Origin of the sequence: Rhodococcus sp. WB9 (assembly GCF_007558985.1) — a bacterium.
GTDB lineage: Bacteria > Actinomycetota > Actinomycetes > Mycobacteriales > Mycobacteriaceae > Rhodococcus_F > Rhodococcus_F opacus.
Window position 1 is genome coordinate 4,208,614 of record NZ_CP041769.1, and the last position, 24,021, is coordinate 4,232,634.

General features: G+C 68.7%; 1 protein-coding gene (only partly in view). It reads right to left on the bottom strand.

Going from position 1 to position 24,021, the window contains the following annotated elements; genetic code table 11:
• On the bottom strand, nucleotides 1–24,021 hold the 3' portion of the coding sequence (locus FND50_RS19440; protein WP_260850515.1) for a non-ribosomal peptide synthase/polyketide synthase. 5,523 nt of this gene lie beyond the right edge of the window; the window shows 24,021 of its 29,544 coding nt (coding positions 5,524–29,544); the start codon falls outside the window, past its right edge; the stop codon is at nucleotides 1–3.

The window sequence follows — 24,021 nt, forward strand, 5'->3', positions numbered from 1 at the left end:
TCAGCGCACCCAGTGCGGCCGGTTCGCGCTGTCGTCGGGATCGCTGTCCCTGCCGGTGTCGGGCGCGGCGTGCCGCGGCCGATGATGCGAACGCTCGAGGTGCGGTGCGATCGCGGCGAGAGCAGCCGGCGTCGTCATCGTCCAGTGCGTCGCGTCCACCGGATGCTCGACGATGCTCCCGCGCACGAACTGGCCCCAGCAGGTCACCGGGTCCACGTGGAAACCGTCGTCCAGGGCGGCGGTGAAGAACACCAGATCGCCCGCGAACACCCTCGGCCGGTGTGCGTCGATCAGTGCGGGGGCTCGCAGCGCGTTGCCGTAGATCCGTCCGAGTTCCGAAGCGGTCAGCGCCGCCAGCGGCCCTCCGACAACCCGCAGCAGTGCCGCCGCACGCTCGGCGTCGAACTGCCCGTCCGGCGCGAGTTCGTCGAGCACGCTGCCGTCCGGGAGGTCCAGGCCGACTCCGCCGAGAAGATCCGCGGTGGTCGCGGAGTTCTCCACGCTGCGGTCAATCCCGACATAGCTGTCGAGGAGCCCCAGCAGACGCACCTCTTCACCGGCGTCCTGCAACTGCACCGCCATCTCGTGAGCGATGACTCCACCCAGCGACCACCCCACCAGGTGGTACGGGCCGTGCGGCTGGATCGAACGGATCTCCCGGACGTAGCGGGCCGCGAAGTCGGTGATCGTCTCCAGGTGCGGCTCGTCCTCGGTCAGCGCCGGCGACTGCAGCCCGTAGATCGGCCGGTTCTGGGTCAGCTCGCGGCCGAGCCCCGCGTAGCTCCAGGCGAGCCCGATGAACGGATGCACGCAGAACAGCGGCTCCGCCGTCCCTCTCGTGCGGATCGGGAGAAGCACGTCGAGTGACGCACCCGCACCGTCCACCCCGTCGTTCGTCCACTTCTGGATGCGTTGTCCCAGCGACTCCGGCGTGGGGTCGCTGAACATCCATTGCAGCGGGAAGTCGATTCCCAGCTCGGACCCGAGCGCGGACGCGACCCGGGTGGCGATCAGAGAGTTGCCCCCGAGGTCGAAGAAGCTGTCCGTGACTCCGACGCTGTCGATGCCGAGCACGTCGGCGAACACCGTGGCGACGGCGCGCTCGGCCGCCGTCCGCGGCGCCTGGTACTCGTCGGCCGCCGACCGGACGGCCGGTGTGGGCAGGGCCTTGCGGTCGAGTTTGCCGTTCACCGACAGCGGCAGTGTGTCGAGGTGCACGACGTGCACCGGGATCATGTACGACGGGACGCGGGCCGACAGGTGTGCCCGCACGTCGGACCAGTCGGCCGCGGGCCGTCCCACCAGGTACGCCACCAGCGCTTCCTCGGCGCGGTCGTCGCGGTGCACCACCACAACCGCCTGCGACACATCTGGATGGGTCTCGAGCGCGGTCTCGATCTCCCCCAACTCGATCCGCTGACCGCGCAACTTCACCTGGAAATCCGTCCGCCCCAGATACTCCAGCGCACCGTCGGTGCGGCGACGCACCAGATCACCCGTGCGGTACATCCGCCCACCCGCCACATACGGATTCGCCACGAACCGGTCCGCCGACAGATCCGGACGATTCAGATACCCCCGCGCCAGCTGATCCCCCGCCAGATACAACTCCCCCGCCACCCCGTTCGGCACCGGATGCAACCGCGAATCGAGCACATGCAACTGGGTGTTCCACACCGCACGCCCGATCGGCACCGTGTGCGTGTCCGCCGGACCAGTCTCCCAATACGTGACGTCGACCGCGGCCTCCGTCGGACCGTACAAATTGTGCAGATCCGCACGACTGACTGCCCGGAACCGCGACACCTGCTCCGGCGTCAACGCCTCCCCCGAACAGAACACCAACCGCAACGAATCACACTGCGCCGCAGCGGGTTCGACAGTGAACACCGACAGCATAGACGGCACGAAATGGGTGGTCGTCACGTGACGTTCCTGTATCAGCCCTGTCAGGTACCGCGGATCGCGGTGTCCGTCCGGCGCGGCGATCACCAGGGAGGCTCCCACCTGCAGCGGCCAGAACAGCTCCCACACCGACACGTCGAACGTCACCGGAGTCTTTTGCAGAACAACGTCCGCACTGGTCAGGGTGTATTCGTGCTGCATCCACAACAGGCGGTTCACGATCGCACCGTGGGTGACCGCGACGCCCTTCGGCCGGCCCGTCGACCCAGACGTGAAGATCACGTACGCCGTGTTCGCCGGGGACAGCGGCCATAGCCGGTCTGCATCGGTGACGGGCGAGTTGTCGAAGCCGGAGAAATCCTCGGACGCGACGTCGAGGACGGGGACCGATCCGCCGCCGGGGAGTCCGGCACCGCTGACCAGCACACATGCCGGCCGTGCGGTGTCGAGTACATACGCGGTGCGCTCGGCCGGATGGTCCGGATCCACCGGGAGGTAGGCGCCACCGGCCTTCACGACGGCGTAGATCGCGACGAGCATATCGATCGATCGGCGCATCCCGACCGCGACGACGGACTCGGGGCCGACGCCCTGCTCGATCAGTCGGCGCGCCAGCCTGTTCACGCGGGAGTCGAAGTCGGCGTACGTCAACTCGTCCCGGTCGAAGACCACCGCGATCCGGTCGGGGTCGGCCGCGACCCTCGTGTCGAACAGCGACGCCAGGGTCCCGGCGAGCACGTCGTGGGATGTCGCGTTGGTGCCGGCGATCTGCTTCCGTTCGCCGTCGCCGAGGACGTCGATATCTCCGACCGCGGTGTCCGGACTGTCGGTAGCCGCGCGCAGAATCTGCAGGAACCGCTGTCCGAACACGTGCATGGACGGCTCGTCGAACAGGTCGGAGGCGTACGTGAGGCGGGCAGCGATCCCGTCCGGACGGCCCTCGGAGTCGAACTGCTCCATCAGGGTGAGCTGCAGGTCGAACTTGGCGATGTCGACATCGAAGTCGAAACCGCTCACCGACAGGTCACCCAGTCGGAGGGTCGCCTGGTCGAGGTTCTGGAACGTCAGCATCACCTGGAACAGGGGATGCCGCCCGGTGGACCGCGACGGATTGACGACCTCCACGAGGCGCTCGAACGGAACGTCCGCGTGAGAGAAGGCGGCGAGATCGGTCTCGCGCACGTCGGCGACCAGTTCGTCGAAGGTCTTGCCTCCGTCGACCTGCTGGCGCAGGACCAGTGTGTTGACGAACATGCCGATCAGGTCGTCGAGTTCGCGTTCGCCACGTCCCGCGACGGGGGTGCCGATGGCGATGTCCCCGGTGCCGGAGAGCCGGCTCAGCAGCACCGCGAGCGCCGAGTGCACGAGCATGAACAGGGACGCGTTCGCGTCCCGCGCCGCACCCAGGAGCATGCCGTGCAGGTCGGCCGGCACGGCGAAGTCGACGGTGCCGCCCCGGTACGACGCCACCGCGGGACGCGGGCGGTCGGTGGGCAGGTCCAGCTGATCCGGTGCGCCCGCGAGGGTCTGCGTCCAGAACGCGAGTTGCCGTGCCGAGACCGAATCGGGATCAGCCTCGTCGCCGAGGAGTGCCCGCTGCCACAGTGCGTAGTCGGCGTACTGCACCGGCAACGGCGCCCAGTCGGGCGTGGTGTCCGCCGACCGCGCCGCGTACGCCGTCATCACATCGCGCACCATCGGCGCCATCGACCAGCCGTCGCCGGAGATGTGGTGGACCACCAGGGCGAGAACGTGCTCCGTCGGGGACATGCGGAAGATCCGCACCCGCACCGGAACCTGCGTGGTGACGTCGAATCCGGTGGTCACCAGGCCGGCGATCAGCGCGGGCAGCGCGGCCTCGTCCGTCGCGTCGACGGACAGTTCGCCCCCCACCCGGTCGATGGGCAGGATCACCTGGTGCGGACCGTCCGCGGAGTCCGGGTAGACCGTCCGCAGCGACTCGTGCCTGCGGACGACGTCGGCGACCGCGTGCTGCAGCGCGTCGACGTCCAGCGCGCCCGACAGCCGGACCGCCACGGGAATGTTGTGCACCGCCGAGTTCGGGTCGAACCTGTTGAGGAACCACATCCGGTGTTGCGCCGACGACAGCGGAATCCGTTCGGGACGCACGGCCGGCGTCAGCGCCGGGCGGGCGGGCGCGGTCGCGTCGATCGAATCCAGCAGTGCCGCAAGGGCGGCGACCGTGGGCGCCTCGAACAGGGTTCGAATCTCCACGCGGCGCCCGAGTCGTTCGGACAGCCGGGCGATCACCCGGGTGGCGACGAGGGAGTTGCCGCCGAGGTCGAAGAAGTTCGCGGCGGTACCGACCTGTTCGACGCCGAGCACGTCGGCGAACACGGCGGCCACCGATTTCTCCGTGGGTGTCGCGGGGGCTCGGTACTCGACTGTCGCCGAAACGAAGTCGGGCGCAGGAAGGGCCTTGCGGTCGAGTTTGCCGTTCGAGGTCAGGGGCAATTGCGCGAGCACCACGAGGGCGGCGGGCACCATGTAGCTCGGCACCACGGCGCCGACCTCGGCCAGAACCGCGGCGGAGTCGACGGTGGCGCCGTCCTCGGGGACCACGTACGCGACCAGGGCGGTCCCGGTGTGCGGGTGCTGGTGGGCGACGACGACGGCCTGCCCCACCCCTGTGCTCGACATCAGTGCGGACTCGATCTCGCCGAGTTCGATGCGGAACCCGCGGACCTTCACCTGGAAGTCGGAGCGCTCGAGGTACTCGAGGATCCCCCTCGCGTCCCGGACGCGCCAGCGCACCACGTCACCGGTGCGGTAGAGCCGTGAACCGGGTGCGCCGAACGGGTTGGCCACGAAGCGCTCGGCGGTCAGATCGGCGCGGGCGACGTAACCGCGGGCCAGCTGGTCGCCGGCCAGGTACAGCTCACCCGCCACCCCGACGGGGACCGGGTTCAGGCGGGCATCCAGCACGAACACATGTGTGTTCCACTCGGGTCCGCCGATGGGAACGGTGTCGACGTCGGTGGCGGTGTGTGTCCAGGCGGTCACGGACACGGCGGCCTCGGTGGGCCCGTACAGGTTGTGCAGCGCGACGGTCCCGAACCGGCGGCGGAAGCGGACCGCGGTGTCGACGGGCAACACCTCGCCGATGCACAGCACCCGCCGCAGGGCCGGCTGCTGCCCCGCACCCGGGGTCGCCAGGAAGGCCTCCAGCAGGGACGGCACGAAATGTGCTGTCGTGACGCGCTGCTGACGCATCAGGTCCGCCAGGTAGTCCGGATCGCGGTGACCGTCCGGGCGGGCGATGACGAGTCGGGCGCCCGAGATCAGCGGCCAGAACAGTTCCCACACCGACAGGTCGAACGTGACGGGGGTCTTCTGCACGACGGCGTCGGTGGTGTCGAGCGGGTATTCGTGCTGTTTCCAGCGGAGTTGGTTCGCGATGGCGGCGTGCGTCACGGCGACACCCTTGGGTCGGCCGGTGGACCCGGACGTGAAGATCAGGTACGCCGTGTTCTCCGGCCGCAGCGGGGCGAGGCGATGCGCATCGGTCACCGGTTCGGGTGGTGAGGCGGTGAGGTCGAGGGTGTCGATCTCGATGACCGGGACGTTCTCGGCGGCGAACCCGTCCGCGGACGTGGTGAGGATGCACACCGGGCGGGCGGTCTCGAGCACGTAGGCGAGCCGGTCGGCCGGATGGGTGAGATCGATCGGCAGGTACGCGCCGCCGGCCCGCAGCACCGCGTACATCCCGACCAGCAGTTCGATCGACCGGTTCATCGCCAGTCCCACCACGGATTCCGGCCCCACTCCGCGATCGATCAGCCGGTGGGCGAGGGCGTCGACACGGCGGTCGAACTCTGCGTACGTCAGTTCGGTGCCCTCGAAGAACACGGCGGCCTCATCGGGTGTGCGCGCCGCCTGGGCGGAGAACAGTTCGGCGAGCGTCGTCGGCGGCAGATCGACGCCGGTGTCGTTGAATTCGGCGAGGACCGAGCGCCGTTCGGGGCCGTCGAGCAGATCGATGGCCCCGACGGCCACGTCCGGATCCTGTACGACCGACGCGAGGACGCGGGTGAAACGTTCCGCGAATGCCCGCACGGTCGATTCGTCGAAGAGGTCGGTGGCGTAGGTGAACTGGGCCTCGATCACGTCCGGGGATCCGTCGGCGTCGTGCTTCTCCGACAGTGTCAGGTGCAGATCGAAGTTGGAGATCGTGTTCGGCACGTCGAGTCCCTCGACGTGCAGCCCGGGAAGTTCGAGTGTGGTGGTGGCGAGGTTCTGGAACGAGAACGCGACCTGGAACAGCGGGTGGTGCGCGCGGGACCGGGCCGGGTTCAGCACGTCGACGAGGCGTTCGAACGGAATGTCGGAGTGCGCGAACGCACTCAGATCGGCAGATCGTGCGTCGGCGAGGCTGTCCGCAAACGAACTCGCGAGGTCCACGTGGGTGCGCAGTACCAGGGTGTTCACGAACATGCCGACGAGTTCGTCGAGGGATTCCTCACCGCGGCCGGCGATGGGTGCGCCGACGGTGATATCGGACTCGTTGCTCAGTCGGGCGAGCAGTACCGCGAGCGCGGTGTGCATCACCATGAACAGGGAGGTGTTCCGGCGGCGTGCGAACGCCAGCAGGGCGCGGTGGGTGCCGGCGTCGATGGTGAACGGCACGTGCGCGCCCCGGTGCGACGCGACCGCGGGGCGGGGACGGTCGGTCGGCAGGGACAGCCGGTCCGGCAGACCCTCCAGCGTGCGGGTCCAGTAGGCGATCTGAGCGGCGGCGACCGATTCGGGATCGGCCTCGTCGCCGAGGAGTTCCCGCTGCCACAGGCTGTAGTCGGCGTACTGCACCGGCAGCGGGGTCCAGCGGGGAACGTGTCCCTCGACGCGGGCGGTGTAGGCGAGCATGACGTCGCGGGCCAGTGGGGCGAGCGACCAGCCGTCACCAGAGATGTGGTGGGCGACCATCACGAGCACGTAGTCCTCGGGTCCGACGCGGTACATCCGCGCCCGCAGGGGCACATCCGCGGTCACGTCGAAGCCCGTCGTCACGAGTGCGAGCACCCGCTCGAGGACGTCGTCGGGGTGCGCCGCCACCGGTGTCAGGTCGGGCACCGCGTCCCCGGCGGGCACGATCACCTGGTGCGGGCCGTCGGCGGAGTCGGGATAGACGGTGCGCAGTGCCTCGTGCCGCCCGACGAGATCGGCGATCGCGATCTGCATGGCACGCAGGTCCACCTCGCCCGACAGCCGGAGCGCGACCGGCAGGTTGTAGGCGGGCGATGCGGTGTCGAACTGGTTGATGAACCACATCCGCTGCTGGGCGAGCGACAGCGGAATGTGTTCGGGCCGAGGCCTGGCCGTCAGCGCGGGGCGCCGCACACCGTGGGTGGTGGTCTCGGTGATGCGTGCCGCGAGCGCGGCGACGGTCGGCGACTCGAACACTTCACGGACACCGACGTGGACGTCGAGTGCCGCGTTGATCCGCGACACCACCTGCGTGGCGAGCAGCGAGTTGCCGCCGAGGTCGAAGAAGCTGTCGTGGATGCCGATCTCCGGCAACGCGAGGATGTCCGCGAAGATGCCGGCGACGATCACCTCCATCGGATTCCGCGGCGCCTCGAATGTCGTGGCCGCGGCGGCGAAGATCGGCTCGGGGAGCGCAGCCCGGTCGAGCTTGCCCGCCGGGGTGAGCGGCAGGGCGTCGAGGAGGGTGACGGAGGCCGGAACCATGTAGGCGGGCAGGGCGCGCCCGACGAAATTCGCGACCTCGACCCGGTCCACGTCCTCACCGGTGAACGGCAGCACGTACGCGACGAGGGAGGTCTCCCCGTTGGGGTGTTCGTACCCGATCGTGGTGGCGTACTCGATCTGCGGGTGTGCGGTGAGCGCGGCGTCGATCTCGCCGAGTTCGATCCGGAATCCGCGGATCTTCACCTGGTGGTCGGTGCGGCCGACGAAATCGAGGACGCGGTTCTCCCGCCACCGGACGAGATCGCCGGTGCGGTACATCAGGTCGCCGGGCGCGCCGTACGGGTCCGCGACGAACCGTTCGGCGGTCAGTCCCGGCCGTCCGAGGTAGCCGCGGGCGAGGCTCGGGCCTCCGACGTACAGTTCGCCCGGCACACCCACCGGCACGGGACGCAGCCGGCCGTCCAGCACGAGTGCCCGCACTCCACGGCTCGGGCCGCCGATGGTGACCGGTTCCCCGGCGCGGAGGGGTTCGGTGATGGACGACATGATCGTCGCCTCGCTGGGACCGTACGCGTTGACCATGCGACGCCCGGGCGCCCAGCGGGCGACCAGTTCCGGCGGGCACACGTCACCGGCGACCACGACGACGGCGAGGTCGTCGAGCCCGTGATGGTCCACCGACGCCAGCGCCGCCGGAGTGGAGAACGCATGGGTGACGTGCTCGGTAGCGAGCAGTTCGGCGAGTTCCGATCCGCCGTAGATCGTGGGCGGGGCGATGACCATCGTGGCTCCCGCGCCGAGTGCCATCAGCATCTCGAACACCGAGGCGTCGAAGCTCGGGGACGCGAAATGCAGTGTCCGCGAACGGGAGGTGACCCCGAGGAGCTCACGCTCGTCGGTCACCAGGTTCATCAGACCGCGATGTGTGACCGCGACCCCCTTGGGCCGGCCGGTGGACCCCGACGTGTAGATGACGTACGCCACCTGGTCGGACAGGATCGGCCGCATGCGGTCGCGGTTGGTGAGCGGCAACCGGGATTCGTGGGTGCAGCGCACCTCGAGTGCCGGGTCGTCGAGGAGCATCCACCGGATCCAGTCCGGGAGGAGATCCTGTTTCGCGGACACGGTGATCCCGACCATCGCCCCGGAGTCCTGCACCATGTGCAGAATGCGGTCCGCGGGATAGCCGGGGTCGACGGGCACGAAGGCTGCACCGGTCTTGGCCACCGCCCACACGGCCACCACGGATTCGAAGGACCGCGGCAACGCCAGCGCGACCCGGGTTTCGGGTCCCACGCCCCTGTCGACGAGCAACCGGGCCAGTTGATTCGACCGTTCGTCGAGGTCCCGGTACGTGAGGCTCTCCCCCTCGAAGACGACGGCGGCTCCGTCGGGTGCCGCGGCGACGGCGTCGGCGAGGATCTCGGGCAGCATCTGCACCGGTCGCGCGTCGGCGCCGCGAACCGAGGTGAGCGCCGCATATTCCTCGTCGCCGAGGACCGGGATGTCACCGATCGGCCGCTGCGGGTCGGCGACGACCGCCTCGAAGATCCGCCGCAGCCGGGTCGCGTACCCGGCGGCGGTGCTCTCGTCGAAAATATCTGTCGCGTAAACCAGTTCGGCGTCGATGCCGGCAGCCTCGGACACGTCGTCGAGGCGCTCGGTGAGCGTGAAGTGCAGGTCGAACTTCGCGATGCTCGCGTCGAGGGTGAGCGGTTCCACCGACAGCCCGTCCAGTTCGAGCCGGTCGGCAGAGACCGCCTGCACGCCGAGCGCCACCTGGAACAGCGGGTGGTGCGAGGTGGAGCGGACCGGGCTCAATACCTCCACCAGTCGCTCGAACGGCAGGTCCGCCTGGGCGAACGCCTCGAGGTCGACGTCCCGGGCCTGTTCGAGCAGCGACACGAACGACGCCCCCGGGTCCAGCGTCGTGCGCAACACGAGGGTGTTGACGAACATGCCGATGATGTCGTCGAGTTCCACCCGGCCGCGGCCGGCGATCGCCGTGCCGACGGTGATGTCGGAGCTGGTGCTGAGCCGGCCCAGCAGGACGCTGAGCGCGGCGTGGGCGACCATGAAGATGCTGGCGCCGTGCGCGCGTGCCAGTTCGGTCAGGGCCCGGTGCGTGTCGGCATCCAGGGTGAAACGCGTTGCCGCACCCCGATGCGACGGAACGGCCGGCCTGCCCCGGTCGCCCGGCAGGTACAGCTGGTCCGGGACACCGGCGAGTGTCCGGGTCCAATACTCGAGCTGGGCGGCGGCGAGGCTGTCCGGGTCGGACTCGGCACCGAGCACCTCCCGCTGCCACAGCGCGTAGTCGGCGTACTGCACCGGCAGCGGCGCCCAGGTGGGCGCCTGGCCTGCCGCGCGGCTCGCGTACGCGATCATCACGTCCCGGATCAGCGGTTCCATGGACACGCCGTCGGCGGAGATGTGATGGACGACGAGAGCGAGCACATGCTCGGTGTCGCCGAGCGAGTACACCTTCACCCGCAGCGGCACGGCCTGGGAGACGTCGAAGCCGGTCAGCAGGAACTGCTCGAGATCCGCGCGCAGCCCGGTCTCGTTCACGCGGACCGGTGCGACGTCGAGGGTGAACTCCCCTGGTTCGAGGATCACCTGGTGGGGTCCACCCCGGGAATCAGGAAAGACGGTCCGCAGCGATTCGTGCCGGCTGATCAGATCGTCGATCGCCGCGGCCAGCGCCGCAGTATCCAGCGGTCCGGTGAGCCGGACCGCGGCGGGCAGGTTGTATGCGGGCGAGGACGTCTCGAACTGGTTGAGGAACCACATCCGCTGCTGCGCGAGTGACAGCGGGATCCGGTCGGGGCGGACCGCCGCCGTCAGGGGTGCGATCGCCGTGGACGGACCGTGCCCGTCGAGTCGCCGGGCCAGGGCCGCGACGGTGGGCGCGTCGAACACGTCGCGGATGGCGACGCGTGTCTCCGTCGCGACCCCGATGCGGGTGCTGAGTTTGGTGGCGGACAGGGAGTTCCCGCCGAGTTCGAAGAAGTTGTCGTCGACACCGACCCGGGGGACGCCGAGGAGTTCGGCGAAGATTCCGGCGACGATGCGCTCCGACTCGGTGCGCGGCGCCGTGTACTCCGCCTTCACGGTGAACACCGGTGCTGGCAACGCCTTCTGGTCGATCTTGCCGTTCGGTGTCAGCGGCAGTTTCGCCAGCGTGATCAGCAGCGACGGAATCATGTAGGAGGGCAGGCTGCCCGCGGCTTCGGCGAGAACGGCGTCCCGGTCCAGTGTGATTCCGCGGCGCGGCACGACGTACCCGACGAGGTGGTCGCCGGTGTGCGGGTCCGCATGCGGGACGACGATCGCCTGGTCCACGTCTTCGTGCCGAAGCAGTGCCGACACGATTTCGCCGAGTTCGATGCGGAATCCGCGGATCTTCACCTGGAAGTCGGTGCGCCCGAGGTATTCGAGCCGGCCGTCCGCGTTCCACCGGACGAGGTCGCCGGTGCGGTACAGCCGGGCGCCCGACGTGGAGAAGGGGTCGGCGACGAAACGTTCGGCGGTGAGGTCGGGGCGACCCAGGTATCCGCGGGCGAGCTGGAGTCCACCGAGGTACAGCTCTCCCGCGACACCGACCGGTACCGGACGCAGGCGGCCGTCGAGGACGAGGGCGCTGGTGTTCCAGACGGGCAGGCCGATCGGGACGGTGTCGGAGTTGTCGGACCGCGCCGCGAAGAAGGTGGTGGTCACCGCCGCCTCGGTGGGTCCGTACGTGTTGTCGATCTCCGCGGGATGGGACGCCCGGAAGTCGTCGATCGTCTCCGGCGACACGGCTTCGCCGCCGACCAGCACGTGCCGCAGCGCCGGCAGATCGTCGAGTCCGGGTCCGGACGTCAGGGCCGCCAGCATCGCCGGAACGAAGTGCACGACGGTGACGCCGTGTGCGCGGAGGACGCCCGAGAGGTACTCGGGGTCGCGGTGCCCGTCGGGTTCGGCGACGACGAGCCGAGCGCCGGAGACGAGCGGCGCGAGGCATTCCCACACCGACACGTCGAACGTCACCGGGGTCTTGAACAGCATCGTGTCGGCGGTGCCGAGCGTGTACTGCGCACGCAGCCACTCGAGCTGCGCCCCGATCGCCGTGTGGGTGACGGCGACCCCCTTGGGTCGTCCCGTGGAACCGGACGTGAAGAGGACGTACGCCGCGTTGTCCGGGCGCAGCGGTGCGATCCGTTCTTCGGCGCGGATCGGCTCCCCGCCGAACTCTGCCGGGTCCGGGTCTGCGGGCACGACCGCCCGCACCCCGTAGCGTGTCGTCACGGTCTGTGGGAGCAGGTCGCTGCTCGTGAGCACCAGGGATGCGCCGGACTGTTCGACGATGTCGCTGTTGCGTTGTTCGGGTTGACCGGGATCGAGTGGGGTGTAGGCGCCGCCAGCCCTCACCACGGCGTGGACGGCGACGAGCAGGTCCAGCGACCGCGGGATCTCCACCGCCACGACGACGTCGGGGCCGACACCGTCGCCGATGAGCCTGCGCGCGAGACGGTTCGCCCGGGCATCGAACTCGGCGTACGTCAGCGCCTCGTCGCGCCAGAGAACCGCGGGGGCGTCCGGTGTCGTCCGTGCCTGTTCGTCGAGGAGACCGGCGAGGGTGGGCTGTCCCGTGTCCCGTGTCGCGCCGTGTGACAGGGCGAGCAGACGCAGCCGGGCATCGTCGCCGAGCAGGTCGAGGTCGCCGACCGTGGTTCGCGGATCGCGGGTCAGTCCGGTCAGGACCCGGAGGAAGGACTCGCCGATCCGCAGTGCGGTGTCCTCGTCGAAGAGGTCCTTGGCGTAGCCGAGTTCGAGATCGAGACCGGTCGGGTTCCCCTCCTCGTCGTGGCGTTCACCGAGTACGAAGTTGAGGTCGAACTTGGCGATCGGCGACTCGATCTCGAGTGCGGACACCTCCAGTCCCGGCAGTTCGAGTGTCGGGGTCTGCAGGTTCTGCAGTGCGAGCGCCACCTGGAACAGCGGGTGGAACGCGGTGGAGCGGGTCGGGTTGATCGCGTCGACCAGCTGCTCGAACGGTACGTCGACGTGGGAGAACGCCTCGAGGTCGACGCGCCGGACCTGCTCGAGCAGTTCGGTTCCTGTCGATTCCGGTTGCACGTCGGTGCGCAGCACCAGGGTGTTGACGAACATGCCGACGAGTCCGTCGAGGGACTGCTCCCCGCGACCTGCGACGGATGTTCCGATGGCGACGTCCCCGCCGGCCCCGATCCGCGACAGGAGCGCGGCGAGTGCGGTGTGGACGACCATGAACAGGCTGGCGTGGTGGGTGCGCGCTACGTCCAGCAGACGCAGGTGGCTGTCGCCACCCAGGGCCAGCCGCACCGTGCCGCCACGGTTCGACGGAGCGGGCGGACGGGGGCGGTCGGTGGGTAGTTCGACCTGATCCGGCAGGCCCGCGAGTGTTCGCTTCCAGTAGGCGATCTGGCCGGCGGCCAGCGACTGCGGATGGTTCTCGTCGCCCAGTAGTTCCCGCTGCCACACGGCGTAGTCCGCGTACTGCACCGGCAACGCGTTCCAGGCCGGGGCGGCACAGGCGGTCCGGGCCGCATAGGACGTCATGACATCGGAGGCGAGGGGGATGAACGACCAGCCGTCCGCCGAGATGTGGTGGACGACGAACAGCAGGATGTGCTCCGAGCGGCTCTCGCGGAACAGATGGACCCGCAACGGGAGGTCGGTGGTGACGTCGAACCCGGCGGAGGCGTGCCGCAGGATCGCACCGGTGAGGTCTTCACCGGACAGACGTGACGGCGTCAGATCGAGGGGGATCGACTCCACCGGGACGATCACCTGATGCGCGCCGTTCTCGGTCGCCGGGTAGACGGTCCGCAGCGCCTCGTGCCGCTCGAGGACGTCGCCGAGCGCCGCACGCAGGGTCGCGACATCGATCCTGCCGGACATGCGCAGCGCGAGCGGGATATTGTATGCGGCCGACGACGTGTCGAACTGGTTGAGGAACCACATGCGCTGCTGTGCCGGCGACAGCGGGATCGTCGCGGGACGCTCACCGGCGACGAGGGCAGGCCGCTCGACCGTCGTCTCGGACAGCGCGGCGATCGCGAGTTCGCGCACGGTGGGGTTGTCGAACAGGGTGCGAACGGAAATGCGTGTACCCAGCGCCGCACCGACCCGGGAGACGACCTGGGTGGCGGACAGCGAGTTGCCGCCGAGGTCGAAGAAGTTGTCGTCCAGCCCGACCGACGGCTCCCCCACAACGTCGGCGAAGACGGCGGCGATCGCCTGCTCGGCCGGGGTCTGCGGCGCCGCGAACTCACTGCGGCGCGCGAAGACGGGTGTCGGGAGGGCGTTGCGGTCCAGTTTGCCCGCCGGGGTCAGCGGCAACGAATCCAACACCATGATCGACGACGGCACCATGTACCCCGGCAACCGCTCCCCCACGAACCCCGCGAGTGCACCGGTGTCGACCTCCACACCCGGCGCCGGCAACACATACGAGACCAGGCGACTGCTCCCACCCCCGTCGTCATAGCCGACCGTGTGGGCGAACTCCACCACCGGATGCGCCACCAACGCGGCATCGATCTCACCCAATTCGATCCGGAACCCCCGGATCTTGACCTGAAAATCACTGCGGCCCAGAAACTCCAGAACCGGAGACCCGTCCGGGGCGGTCACCCAGCGGACCACGTCACCCGTGCGGTACATCCGCCCACCCGCACCGAACGGACACGCCACGAACCGCCCCGCCGTCAACCCGGCCCGACGCACATACCCCCGAGCCAAGCTCGACCCGAGGACGTAGAGTTCGCCGCGCACCCCGGCCGGGACCGGACGCAACCGGTGGTCGAGGACCACCAGGTCGACACCCACAGTCGGTGACCCGATACTCACCGCCCGCCCGGGCACCAACGGTCCGGTCGCCGACGACATGATCGTCGTCTCACTCGGACCATACGCATTGACCATCACCCGACCCGGCGCCCACCGCGCCACCAACTCCGGCGGACACACATCACCCGCCACCACCACCGTCTTCAAACGGTCCAGACCGCGGTGATCCAACGACGCCAACACCGCCGGCGTGCAAAACGCATGCGACACCTCATGTTCGGCAACAAACTCCGCCAACTCCGAACCACCGAAAATACTGGTCGGCGCCACCACCAGCGTCGCCCCCGCACACACCGCCATCACCAACTCGAACACCGACGCATCGAAACTCGGCGACGCGAAATGCAACACCCGCGAACCCGACGACACCACCAGACGGTCCCGCTCATCCGCAGCCAGATTCACCACACCCCGATGCGTGACCGCCACACCCTTCGGCCGACCCGTCGACCCCGAGGTGTAAATCACATACGCCGGATGATCCACCGACAACACACCCGCGCGGTCGGCGTCGGTGACCGCATCCGCCGGATAGGAGGCAACGGCAGACACAAACTCCGAGTCGTCGAGCACGATCCACTGGGTCGCGTCGGGCAGACCCTCCCGCAACGCGGCGGTCGTGATCCCGATCGGCGCACCACAATCCTCCAGCATGAACGCGATCCGCTCGAACGGATAACCCGGATCCACCGGAACGAACGCCGCCCCCGCCTTCGCGACCGCCCAGGTTGCGGCGACGGACTCCCGGGAGCGGGGCAACGCCAACGCCACAGAAACCTCCGGGCCGACCTGCATGGCGGCGAGCAGTCGCGCCAGGCGGTTCGATTCTGCGTCCAATTCCCGGTACGTGAGCGTGCTGGTTTCGCCCGCGGACGCACCGACCGCTGTCGGGGCAACGAGCGCGTCACCGTCCGGGTTGCTGCGCACGGCACCCGCGAGCAGATCCGGCACGGTGACGGGTGCGAGTCCGGGCCTGCCCGTTGCCGGGACGAGAGCTGCCCGTTCGGTGTCATGGAGTAGGTCGAGATCACCGACGGCGGTGCCCGGGTCGGAGATCACGGCCTCGAGAATCCGCTGCAGTCGCCACGCGAGGTCACGGACGGTGGACTCGTCGAACAGGTCGGTGGCGTAGATGAATTCGGCACGGATCCCGGACGGTGCACCGGTGTCGTCGAGATTCTCGCCCAACGTCAACTGGAGGTCGATCTTGGCGACCCCCGGATCCACGTCCTCGACGCCGATCCGCAATCCCGGCAGTTCGTACGCGTCCGCCTGTACCGGGTTCATCGACAGCGCAACCTGGTAGATCGGATGATGCGCCGGGGTGCGCGTCGGGGCGAGCACGTCGACCAGCCGCTCGAACGGGACGTCCGCGTGGGCGAACGCCGCGAGGTCGGTGTCGCGCACCGTGTGGAGCAACTCGGCGAAGCTGTCTTCGCTGCGAACGGCGGTGCGCAGGACGAGGGTGTTGACGAACATGCCGACCAGGTCGTCGAGAGCGCGTTCGCCGCGTCCGGCGATCGGCGTGCCGATCGCGACGTCGTCGGTGGCCGACAGACGTCCCAGGAGCAGCGCGAACGCGGCGTGGGCCACCATGAACGTGGTGGCCCCGTGTTCCCGGGCCAGTCGCTGGATGCCGCGGTGGGTTTCGGGATCGATGCCGAAGCCCACCGATCGCCCGGCGTACGTCGGCTGAGCCGGACGCGGCCGGTCGAAGGGCAGGCGCAGTGCGTCGGGCACGCCTGCGAGTGTGTGCGTCCAGTATCCGAGTTGGGTGAACGTGACGGATTCGGCGTCGTCCTCGCTGCCGAGCACCTCACGCTGCCACACGCTGTAGTCGGCGTACTGAACCTCGAGCGGCGCCCATTGCGGGGCATGACCGTCGGCGCGGGCCGCGTAGGCAACCATGACGTCGCGGCCGAGGGGTCCGAACGACCAGCCGTCGGCCGCGATGTGGTGCAGCGAGATCGCCAGGACGTGCTCGGTGGGCGACGTGCGGAACAGCGTGGCCCGTATGGGTGTCTCCGCGGTGACGTCGAATCCGCGGGACGCGAACGCCAGCATTCGGCCGAGGAGGTCGGTTTCGGTGACGTCGACCGGCTGCAGTGTCACAGAGACGTCGGAGGCGGGCAGCACGATCTGCTCGGGGCCGTCCCCGACGTCCGGGAACACCGTGCGCAGCGATTCGTGGCGTTCGACGACGTCGTCGAACGCCACCGCCAATGCTGCGGTGTCGATCGCGCCGGACAGCCGCACCGCGAACGGCAGGTTGTAGGCCGGGGAGTCGGCGTCGAACTGGTTGAGGAACCACATGCGCTGCTGCGCGAGCGACAGCGGGATGCGGGCGGGCCGGGTCACTGCAGTCAGGCCCGGGCGCACCGCACTCGTGGTGGAGTCTATGCGCAACGCCAGTGCGGCCACGGTAGGCGCATCGAACACGTCACGAACCGACAGCCGGGTTCCGGTCGCCTCGGTGATGCGCGCCGTCACCCGGGTGACGGACAGCGAGTTGCCGCCGAGGTCGAAGAAACTGTCGTGCACACCGATCCGGCCGGCGTCGAGGACGTCGGCGAACACGTCCGCGACCGTCTGCTCCACCTCGTTGCGGGGTGCCACGTATTCGGTTGCATTCGAGCCGAATTCGGGATCCGGGAGGGCCTTGCGGTCCAGTTTCCCGCTCGTGTTCAGCGGGAACTCTTCGAGCAGCACCACGGCCGACGGCAGCATGTACGAGGGCAATGCTCCGGACATGAATGCACGCAATGCCGCGGCGTCGACAGCGCGACCGGACACGGAAACCACATACGCCACGAGATGATCACCCGTCGCAGCATCCGAGTAGACGAGGACCGCAGCACCGGTCACCTCCGGATGCGACCGCAACACCGCCTCGATCTCCCCCAACTCGATCCGCTGACCACGGAACTTCACCTGGAAATCGGTACGCCCGATGTACTCGAGCACACCGTCCCTCCGACGCCGCACCAGATCACCCGTCCGGTACATCCGCGCCCCGGTATCACCGAACGGATTCGCCACGAACCGGTCCGACGTGAGATCGACGCGGCCGAGATACCCCCGCGCCAACTGGATGCCACCGAGGTAGAGCTCCCCCGGCACCCCCGCCGGAACAGGGTGGAGCCGGGAGTCGAGCACGTACGCGTGAGTGTTCCACTCCGGCACACCGATCGGCACAGTCGTGTCGTCGACGTCCGACGTCTCCCAGTACGTCACCGACACCGCGGCCTCCGTCGGCCCGTACAGATTGTGCAGCCCGGCAGACGACAGGGCCCGGAACCGACTTGCGGTTTCGGGGGAAAGCGCCTCACCGATCACGAACACATGCCGCAGACTCGAACACGAGCCGGAAGGCACCGACGCTACGAACACATCCAACATCGACGGCACGAAATCGGTGACCGTCACCCCCTGCTCGTCGATCGTGTGCGCGAGATACACCGGGTCCCGGTGCCCGTCCGGACTCGCCAACACCATCGCCGCACCGACCTGCAACGGCCAGAAGAACCCCCACACCGACACGTCGAACGTCGTCGCCGTCTTCTGCAACACCACATCCCGCGCGGTGAGCGGGTACTCCGACTGCATCCACACCAACTGGTTCACGATGCCCGCGTGCGGCACCGCCACACCCTTCGGCTTACCCGTCGACCCCGACGTGTAGATGACGTAGGCGGTGTTGTCCGCGCGCAGGGGATGCGCCCGATCGGCATCGGTGATCGGATGCGACCCGAATTCCGACAGGTCCAGCGCGTCGACCTCGATCACCGGGAACATGGCGGGAAGATCGCCGCGATCGGCGGACGTGCTCAGCACACACACCGGCTGCGCCGAGTCGAGCACGTACCCGATGCGATCGACCGGATGATCCGGATCGACCGGCACATACGCACCCCCGGCCTTCACCACCGCATACATCCCCACCACCAGGTCGAGCGAACGCCGCATCGCCAGCGCGACCCGTGATTCGGGCCCCACACCGCACGACACGAGATACCGGGCGAGCCGATTCGCCCGCTCGTCCAGCTCGGCGTAGGTCAGGGAAACGCTGTCGAAGACCAGGGCCGTCGCGCCGGGTGTGCGCGCCACCTGCGTATCGAACAGGTCCGGCAGGGTGGCGACGGGAACGTCGTGGTCGGTCGAGTTCCAGTGCGCCAGTGCGGCGCTCTCGCCGGCGTCCAGCAATTCGATGTCGCCGACACGCGTGCCCGAATCCGTGGTGACGGCATCGAGGATCGCGGTGAATCGGGCGGCGATGGCGGCAGCCGTGGCCTCGTCGAACAGGTCCGAGGCGTAGGTCAGTTGCGCGGTGATCCCGTCGGGATCGCCGTCGGCGTCGAACCGCTCGACGAGGGTGAGGTGCAGATCGAATTTCGCGACGTCGATGTCGGTGTCGAGTCCGCGCAGTGTGAGTCCGTCGAGTTCGAGTGTGGTCTGCTCGAGGTTCTGGAAGGTGAGCATCACCTGGAACAACGGGTGGCGGGCAGCGTGCCGGGTGGGGCTGAGGACCTCCACCAGCCGTTCGAACGGGACGTCGGCGTGGGAGAACGCCGCGAGATCCACGTCCCGGACATGGTCGAGCAGGTCGGTGAACGCCGAACCCGGATCGACGGGGGTCCGCAGGGTCACCGTATTGACGAACATGCCGATCAGATCGTCGAGTTCGCGTTCGCCGCGGCCCGCGACGGGGGTGCCGATGGTGACGTCCGAGGAGCCGCTGAGACGGCCGAGCAGGACGGCGAGCGCGGTGTGCACGGCCATGAACAGCGTCGCCCTCCGGGACTGTGCGAGCGCAGCCAACGCGCGGTGCGTCGACGCGTCGACGGCGAAGTCGACGTGCCGACCGCGGTACGACTGCTCCGCGGGCCGCGGCCGGTCCGTCGGGAGATCCAGCTCCTCGGGAACACCCGCGAGGGTGTTCGCCCAGAAGTCGAGTTGCCGGGCCGCGACCGAGTCGGGGTCGGATTCCTCGCCGAGCAGGTCACGTTGCCAGAGGGCGTAATCGGCGTACTGCACGGGAAGCGCCGTCCAGGTGGGGCACTCTCCCCGTGTGCGGGCCGCGTACGCGATCATCACGTCGCGCACCATCGGTTCCATCGACCAGCCGTCGCCGGAGATGTGGTGCACCACCAGTGCCAGCACGTGGTCGTCGGCGCCCACCGCGATCAGCGTGACGCGGACGGGCAGGTCGGTGGTGACGTCGAAACCGGTGGTGAAGAATCGTCCGAGGACGGTCTCCAGGTCGTCCTCACCGACGGCGGCGACAGGCAGATTCACTGGTGCGTCGGCGGTGTCGCGCACGACCTGGTGCGGACCGGTCGCCGAATCCGGGAACACCGTGCGCAGCGTTTCGTGGCGTTCGATCAGGTCTGCGATGGCCGCCTCGAGTGCCGCCCGGTCGAGTGCCCCGGTGAACCGCACCGCGAACGGCAGGTTGTAGGCCGGAGACGACGGGTCGAACTGGTTGAGGAACCACATGCGCTGCTGGGCCGGCGACAACGGAACCTGTTCCGGCCGCTCGCGCCGCGTCAGTGCCGGTCGAGTGTCCGCACTGTCCGACTGCGACAGTCGGGCCGCGAGCTCTGCGACGGTCGGCGACTCGAACAGGTCCCGCACCGCGAGCGGCACGTCGAGTTCGCTGCGGATCCGGGACACCAGCTGGGTGGCGATCAGTGAGTTGCCGCCGAGGTCGAAGAAACTGTCGTGGACGCTCACCCGGTCGAGTCCGAGCACCGTGCCGAACACCGCGGCGACGGAGTGCTCGACGCTCGTGGACGGTGCGATGTATTCACCTGCAGCCGAGGAGAACTCCGGCGCGGGGAGGGCCTTGCGGTCCAGTTTCCCGCTCGTGTTCAGCGGGAACTCTTCGAGCAGCACCACGGCCGACGGCAGCATGTACGAGGGCAATGCTCCGGACATGAATGCACGCAATGCCGCGGCGTCGACAGCGCGACCGGACACGGAAACCACATACGCCACGAGATGATCACCCGTCGCAGCATCCGAGTAGACGAGGACCGCAGCACCGGTCACCTCCGGATGCGACCGCAACACCGCCTCGATCTCCCCCAACTCGATCCGCTGACCACGGAACTTCACCTGGAAATCGGTACGCCCGATGTACTCGAGCACACCGTCCCTCCGACGCCGCACCAGATCACCCGTCCGGTACATCCGCGCCCCGGTATCACCGAACGGATTCGCCACGAACCGGTCCGACGTGAGATCGACGCGGCCGAGATACCCCCGCGCCAACTGGATGCCACCGAGGTAGAGCTCCCCCGGCACCCCCGCCGGAACAGGGTGGAGCCGGGAGTCGAGCACGTACGCGTGAGTGTTCCACTCCGGCACACCGATCGGCACAGTCGTGTCGTCGACGTCCGACGTCTCCCAGTACGTCACCGACACCGCGGCCTCCGTCGGCCCGTACAGATTGTGCAGCCCGGCAGACGACAGGGCCCGGAACCGACTTGCGGTTTCGGGGGAAAGCGCCTCACCGATCACGAACACATGCCGCAGACTCGAACACGAGCCGGAAGGCACCGACGCTACGAACACATCCAACATCGACGGCACGAAATCGGTGACCGTCACCCCCTGCTCGTCGATCGTGTGCGCGAGATACACCGGGTCCCGGTGCCCGTCCGGACTCGCCAACACCATCGCCGCACCGACCTGCAACGGCCAGAAGAACCCCCACACCGACACGTCGAACGTCGTCGCCGTCTTCTGCAACACCACATCCCGCGCGGTGAGCGGGTACTCCGACTGCATCCACACCAACTGGTTCACGATGCCCGCGTGCGGCACCGCCACACCCTTCGGCTTACCCGTCGACCCCGACGTGTAGATGACGTAGGCGGTATTGGACGGGCGCAACGGAGCGACCCGGTCGGCATCGGTGATCGGATGCGACCCGAATTCCGACAGGTCCAGCGCGTCGACCTCGATCACCGGGAACATGGCGGGAAGATCGCCGCGATCGGCGGACGTGCTCAGCACACACACCGGCTGCGCCGAGTCGAGCACGTACCCGATGCGATCGACCGGATGATCCGGATCGACCGGCACATACGCACCCCCGGCCTTCACCACCGCATACATCCCCACCACCAGGTCGAGCGAACGCCGCATCGCCAGCGCGACCCGTGATTCGGGCCCCACACCGCACGACACGAGATACCGGGCGAGCCGATTCGCCCGCTCGTCCAGCTCGGCGTAGGTCAGGGAAACGCTGTCGAAGACCAGGGCCGTCGCGCCGGGTGTGCGCGCCACCTGCGTATCGAACAGGTCCGGCAGGGTGGCGACGGGAACCTCGTGATCCGTGGCGTTCCACCCGGCCAGTTCCCGGAGGCGCGCAGTCGGGTCGGCGATCGCGATGTCGCCGACCGGCGTCTGCGGTGCATCAGTGACCGCCTCGAGGATCCGGACGAACTGTGCACCGAACGAGCGAATCGTGCTCTCGTCGAACAGTTCGGTGGCGTAATTGAATTCGGCGGCGATGGGGCCGGGCCTGCCGTCGGCGCCGTAGGTGTCGGTGAGGACGAGTTGCAGGTCGAACGCGGCGACGTCGGGGAGGACCGGTTCGCTCGACACCGACAGGCCGGGGAGTTCGAGGTGTGCGGGCGCGTGGTTCTGGAAGAACAGCGCGACCTGGAACAGCGGGTGGTGGGCTGCCGTGCGGGTGGGGTTCAGGTGCTCCACGAGGCGTTCGAACGGCACATCCACGTGGGCGAACGCGGTGAGGTCCGCGTCTCGGACCTGCTGCAGCAGTGCGGCGAACGACGACGCCGGGTCCACCTGCGCGCGGAGCACGAGGGTGTTGACGAACATGCCGACCAGGTCGTCGAGGTCGCGGTCGCCGCGGCCGGCGACGGGTGTGCCGATCGCGATGTCGGTGGTCGCGCTGAGCCGGCCGAGCAGCACCGACAGGGCGGAGTGCACGACCATGAACAGGGTGGCGTTCTGTGTGCGGGCGAGGGTCAGCAGGCGTTGGTGCAGTTCCGCGGAGACCTCCCACGACAGGGTCGCGCCGTGTTTCGACGCGACGGCGGGTCGGGGTCGGTCTGTGGGCAGGTCGATGCTGTCCGGCAGCCCGGCCAGCGCGGTTCCCCAGTAGGAGAGTTGGCGGGCGGCCCGTGAGTTCGGGTCGTCCTCCTCGCCGAGGAGTTCTCGCTGCCAGAGTGTGTAGTCGGCGTACTGCACCGGCAGCGGCGTCCACTGTAGGTCGTGGCCGCCGCTGTGCGCGGCGTACGCGAGCATCAGGTCGCGGGACAGCGGCGCGAACGACCATCCGTCGGCGGCGATGTGGTGCACCACCAGGGTCAGCACGTGTTCGTCGTCCCGAACGCGCAGCAGTTGTGCGCGCACGGGAATCTCGGTGCTGACGTCGAAGCCGGTGAGGGCGAACGTCCGGATCGAGTTGTCGAGGTCGGCCTCCCGGGCCTCGACGACGGTGAGGCCGAGGTCGACGTCGTTGGCGTCGAGGATGCGCTGCCAGGGTCCCGTGTCTGAGCCGGGGAAGACGGTGCGCAGCGATTCGTGCCGGTTCAGCACGTCACGGAGCGCGCGATTCAGTGCCGTGACGTCGAGGTCACCCGAGAACCGCACGGCGAGAGGCAGGTTGTAGACGGGGCTCGAGGTATCGAACTGGTTGAGGAACCACACCCGCTGCTGGGCGGGCGACAACGGCACCCGCTCCGGCCGCAGCTGCGGGGCCAGTGCGGGACTCGAGGGGTTCGTGTCTCGGTCGACGCCCTCGTACCGTTGCGCGAGCGCGCCGACGGTCGGCGCATCGAAGACGTCGCGCAGCGACACCGGGACGCCGTGCGCCGCGCGCAGTCGCGACACGAGTCGGGTGGCGACGAGCGAGTTGCCGCCGAGGTCGAAGAAGTGGTCGTGGACGCCGGCCCGCTCGACCCCCAGGATCTCGGTGAACACACCGGCCACGATCATCTCGGCGGGCGTCCGCGGTGCCACGTAGTCGGTGGTAGCCGCGTCGAGATTCGGCGCGGGCAGGGCCTTGCGGTCGAGTTTGCCGTTCACCGACAGCGGCAGTGTGTCGAGGTGCACGACGTGCACCGGGATCATGTACGAGGGGAGAACCCGGGCAAGGTGGTCGCGGAGATCGGTCGCCGCGACGTCCACGGCCCCCACCGTGTAGGCGACGAGGGCCTCTTCGCCGTGGTCGTCGCGGTGCACCACCACAACCGCCTGCGACACATCTGGATGGGTCTCGAGCGCGGTCTCGATCTCCCCCAACTCGATCCGCTGACCGCGCAACTTCACCTGGAAATCCGTCCGCCCCAGATACTCCAGCGCACCGTCGGTGCGGCGACGCACCAGATCACCCGTGCGGTACATCCGCCCACCCGCCACATACGGATTCGCCACGAACCGGTCCGCCGACAGATCCGGACGATTCAGATACCCCCGCGCCAGCTGATCCCCCGCCAGATACAACTCCCCCGCCACCCCGTTCGGCACCGGATGCAACCGCGAATCGAGCACATGCAACTGGGTGTTCCACACCGCACGCCCGATCGGCACCGT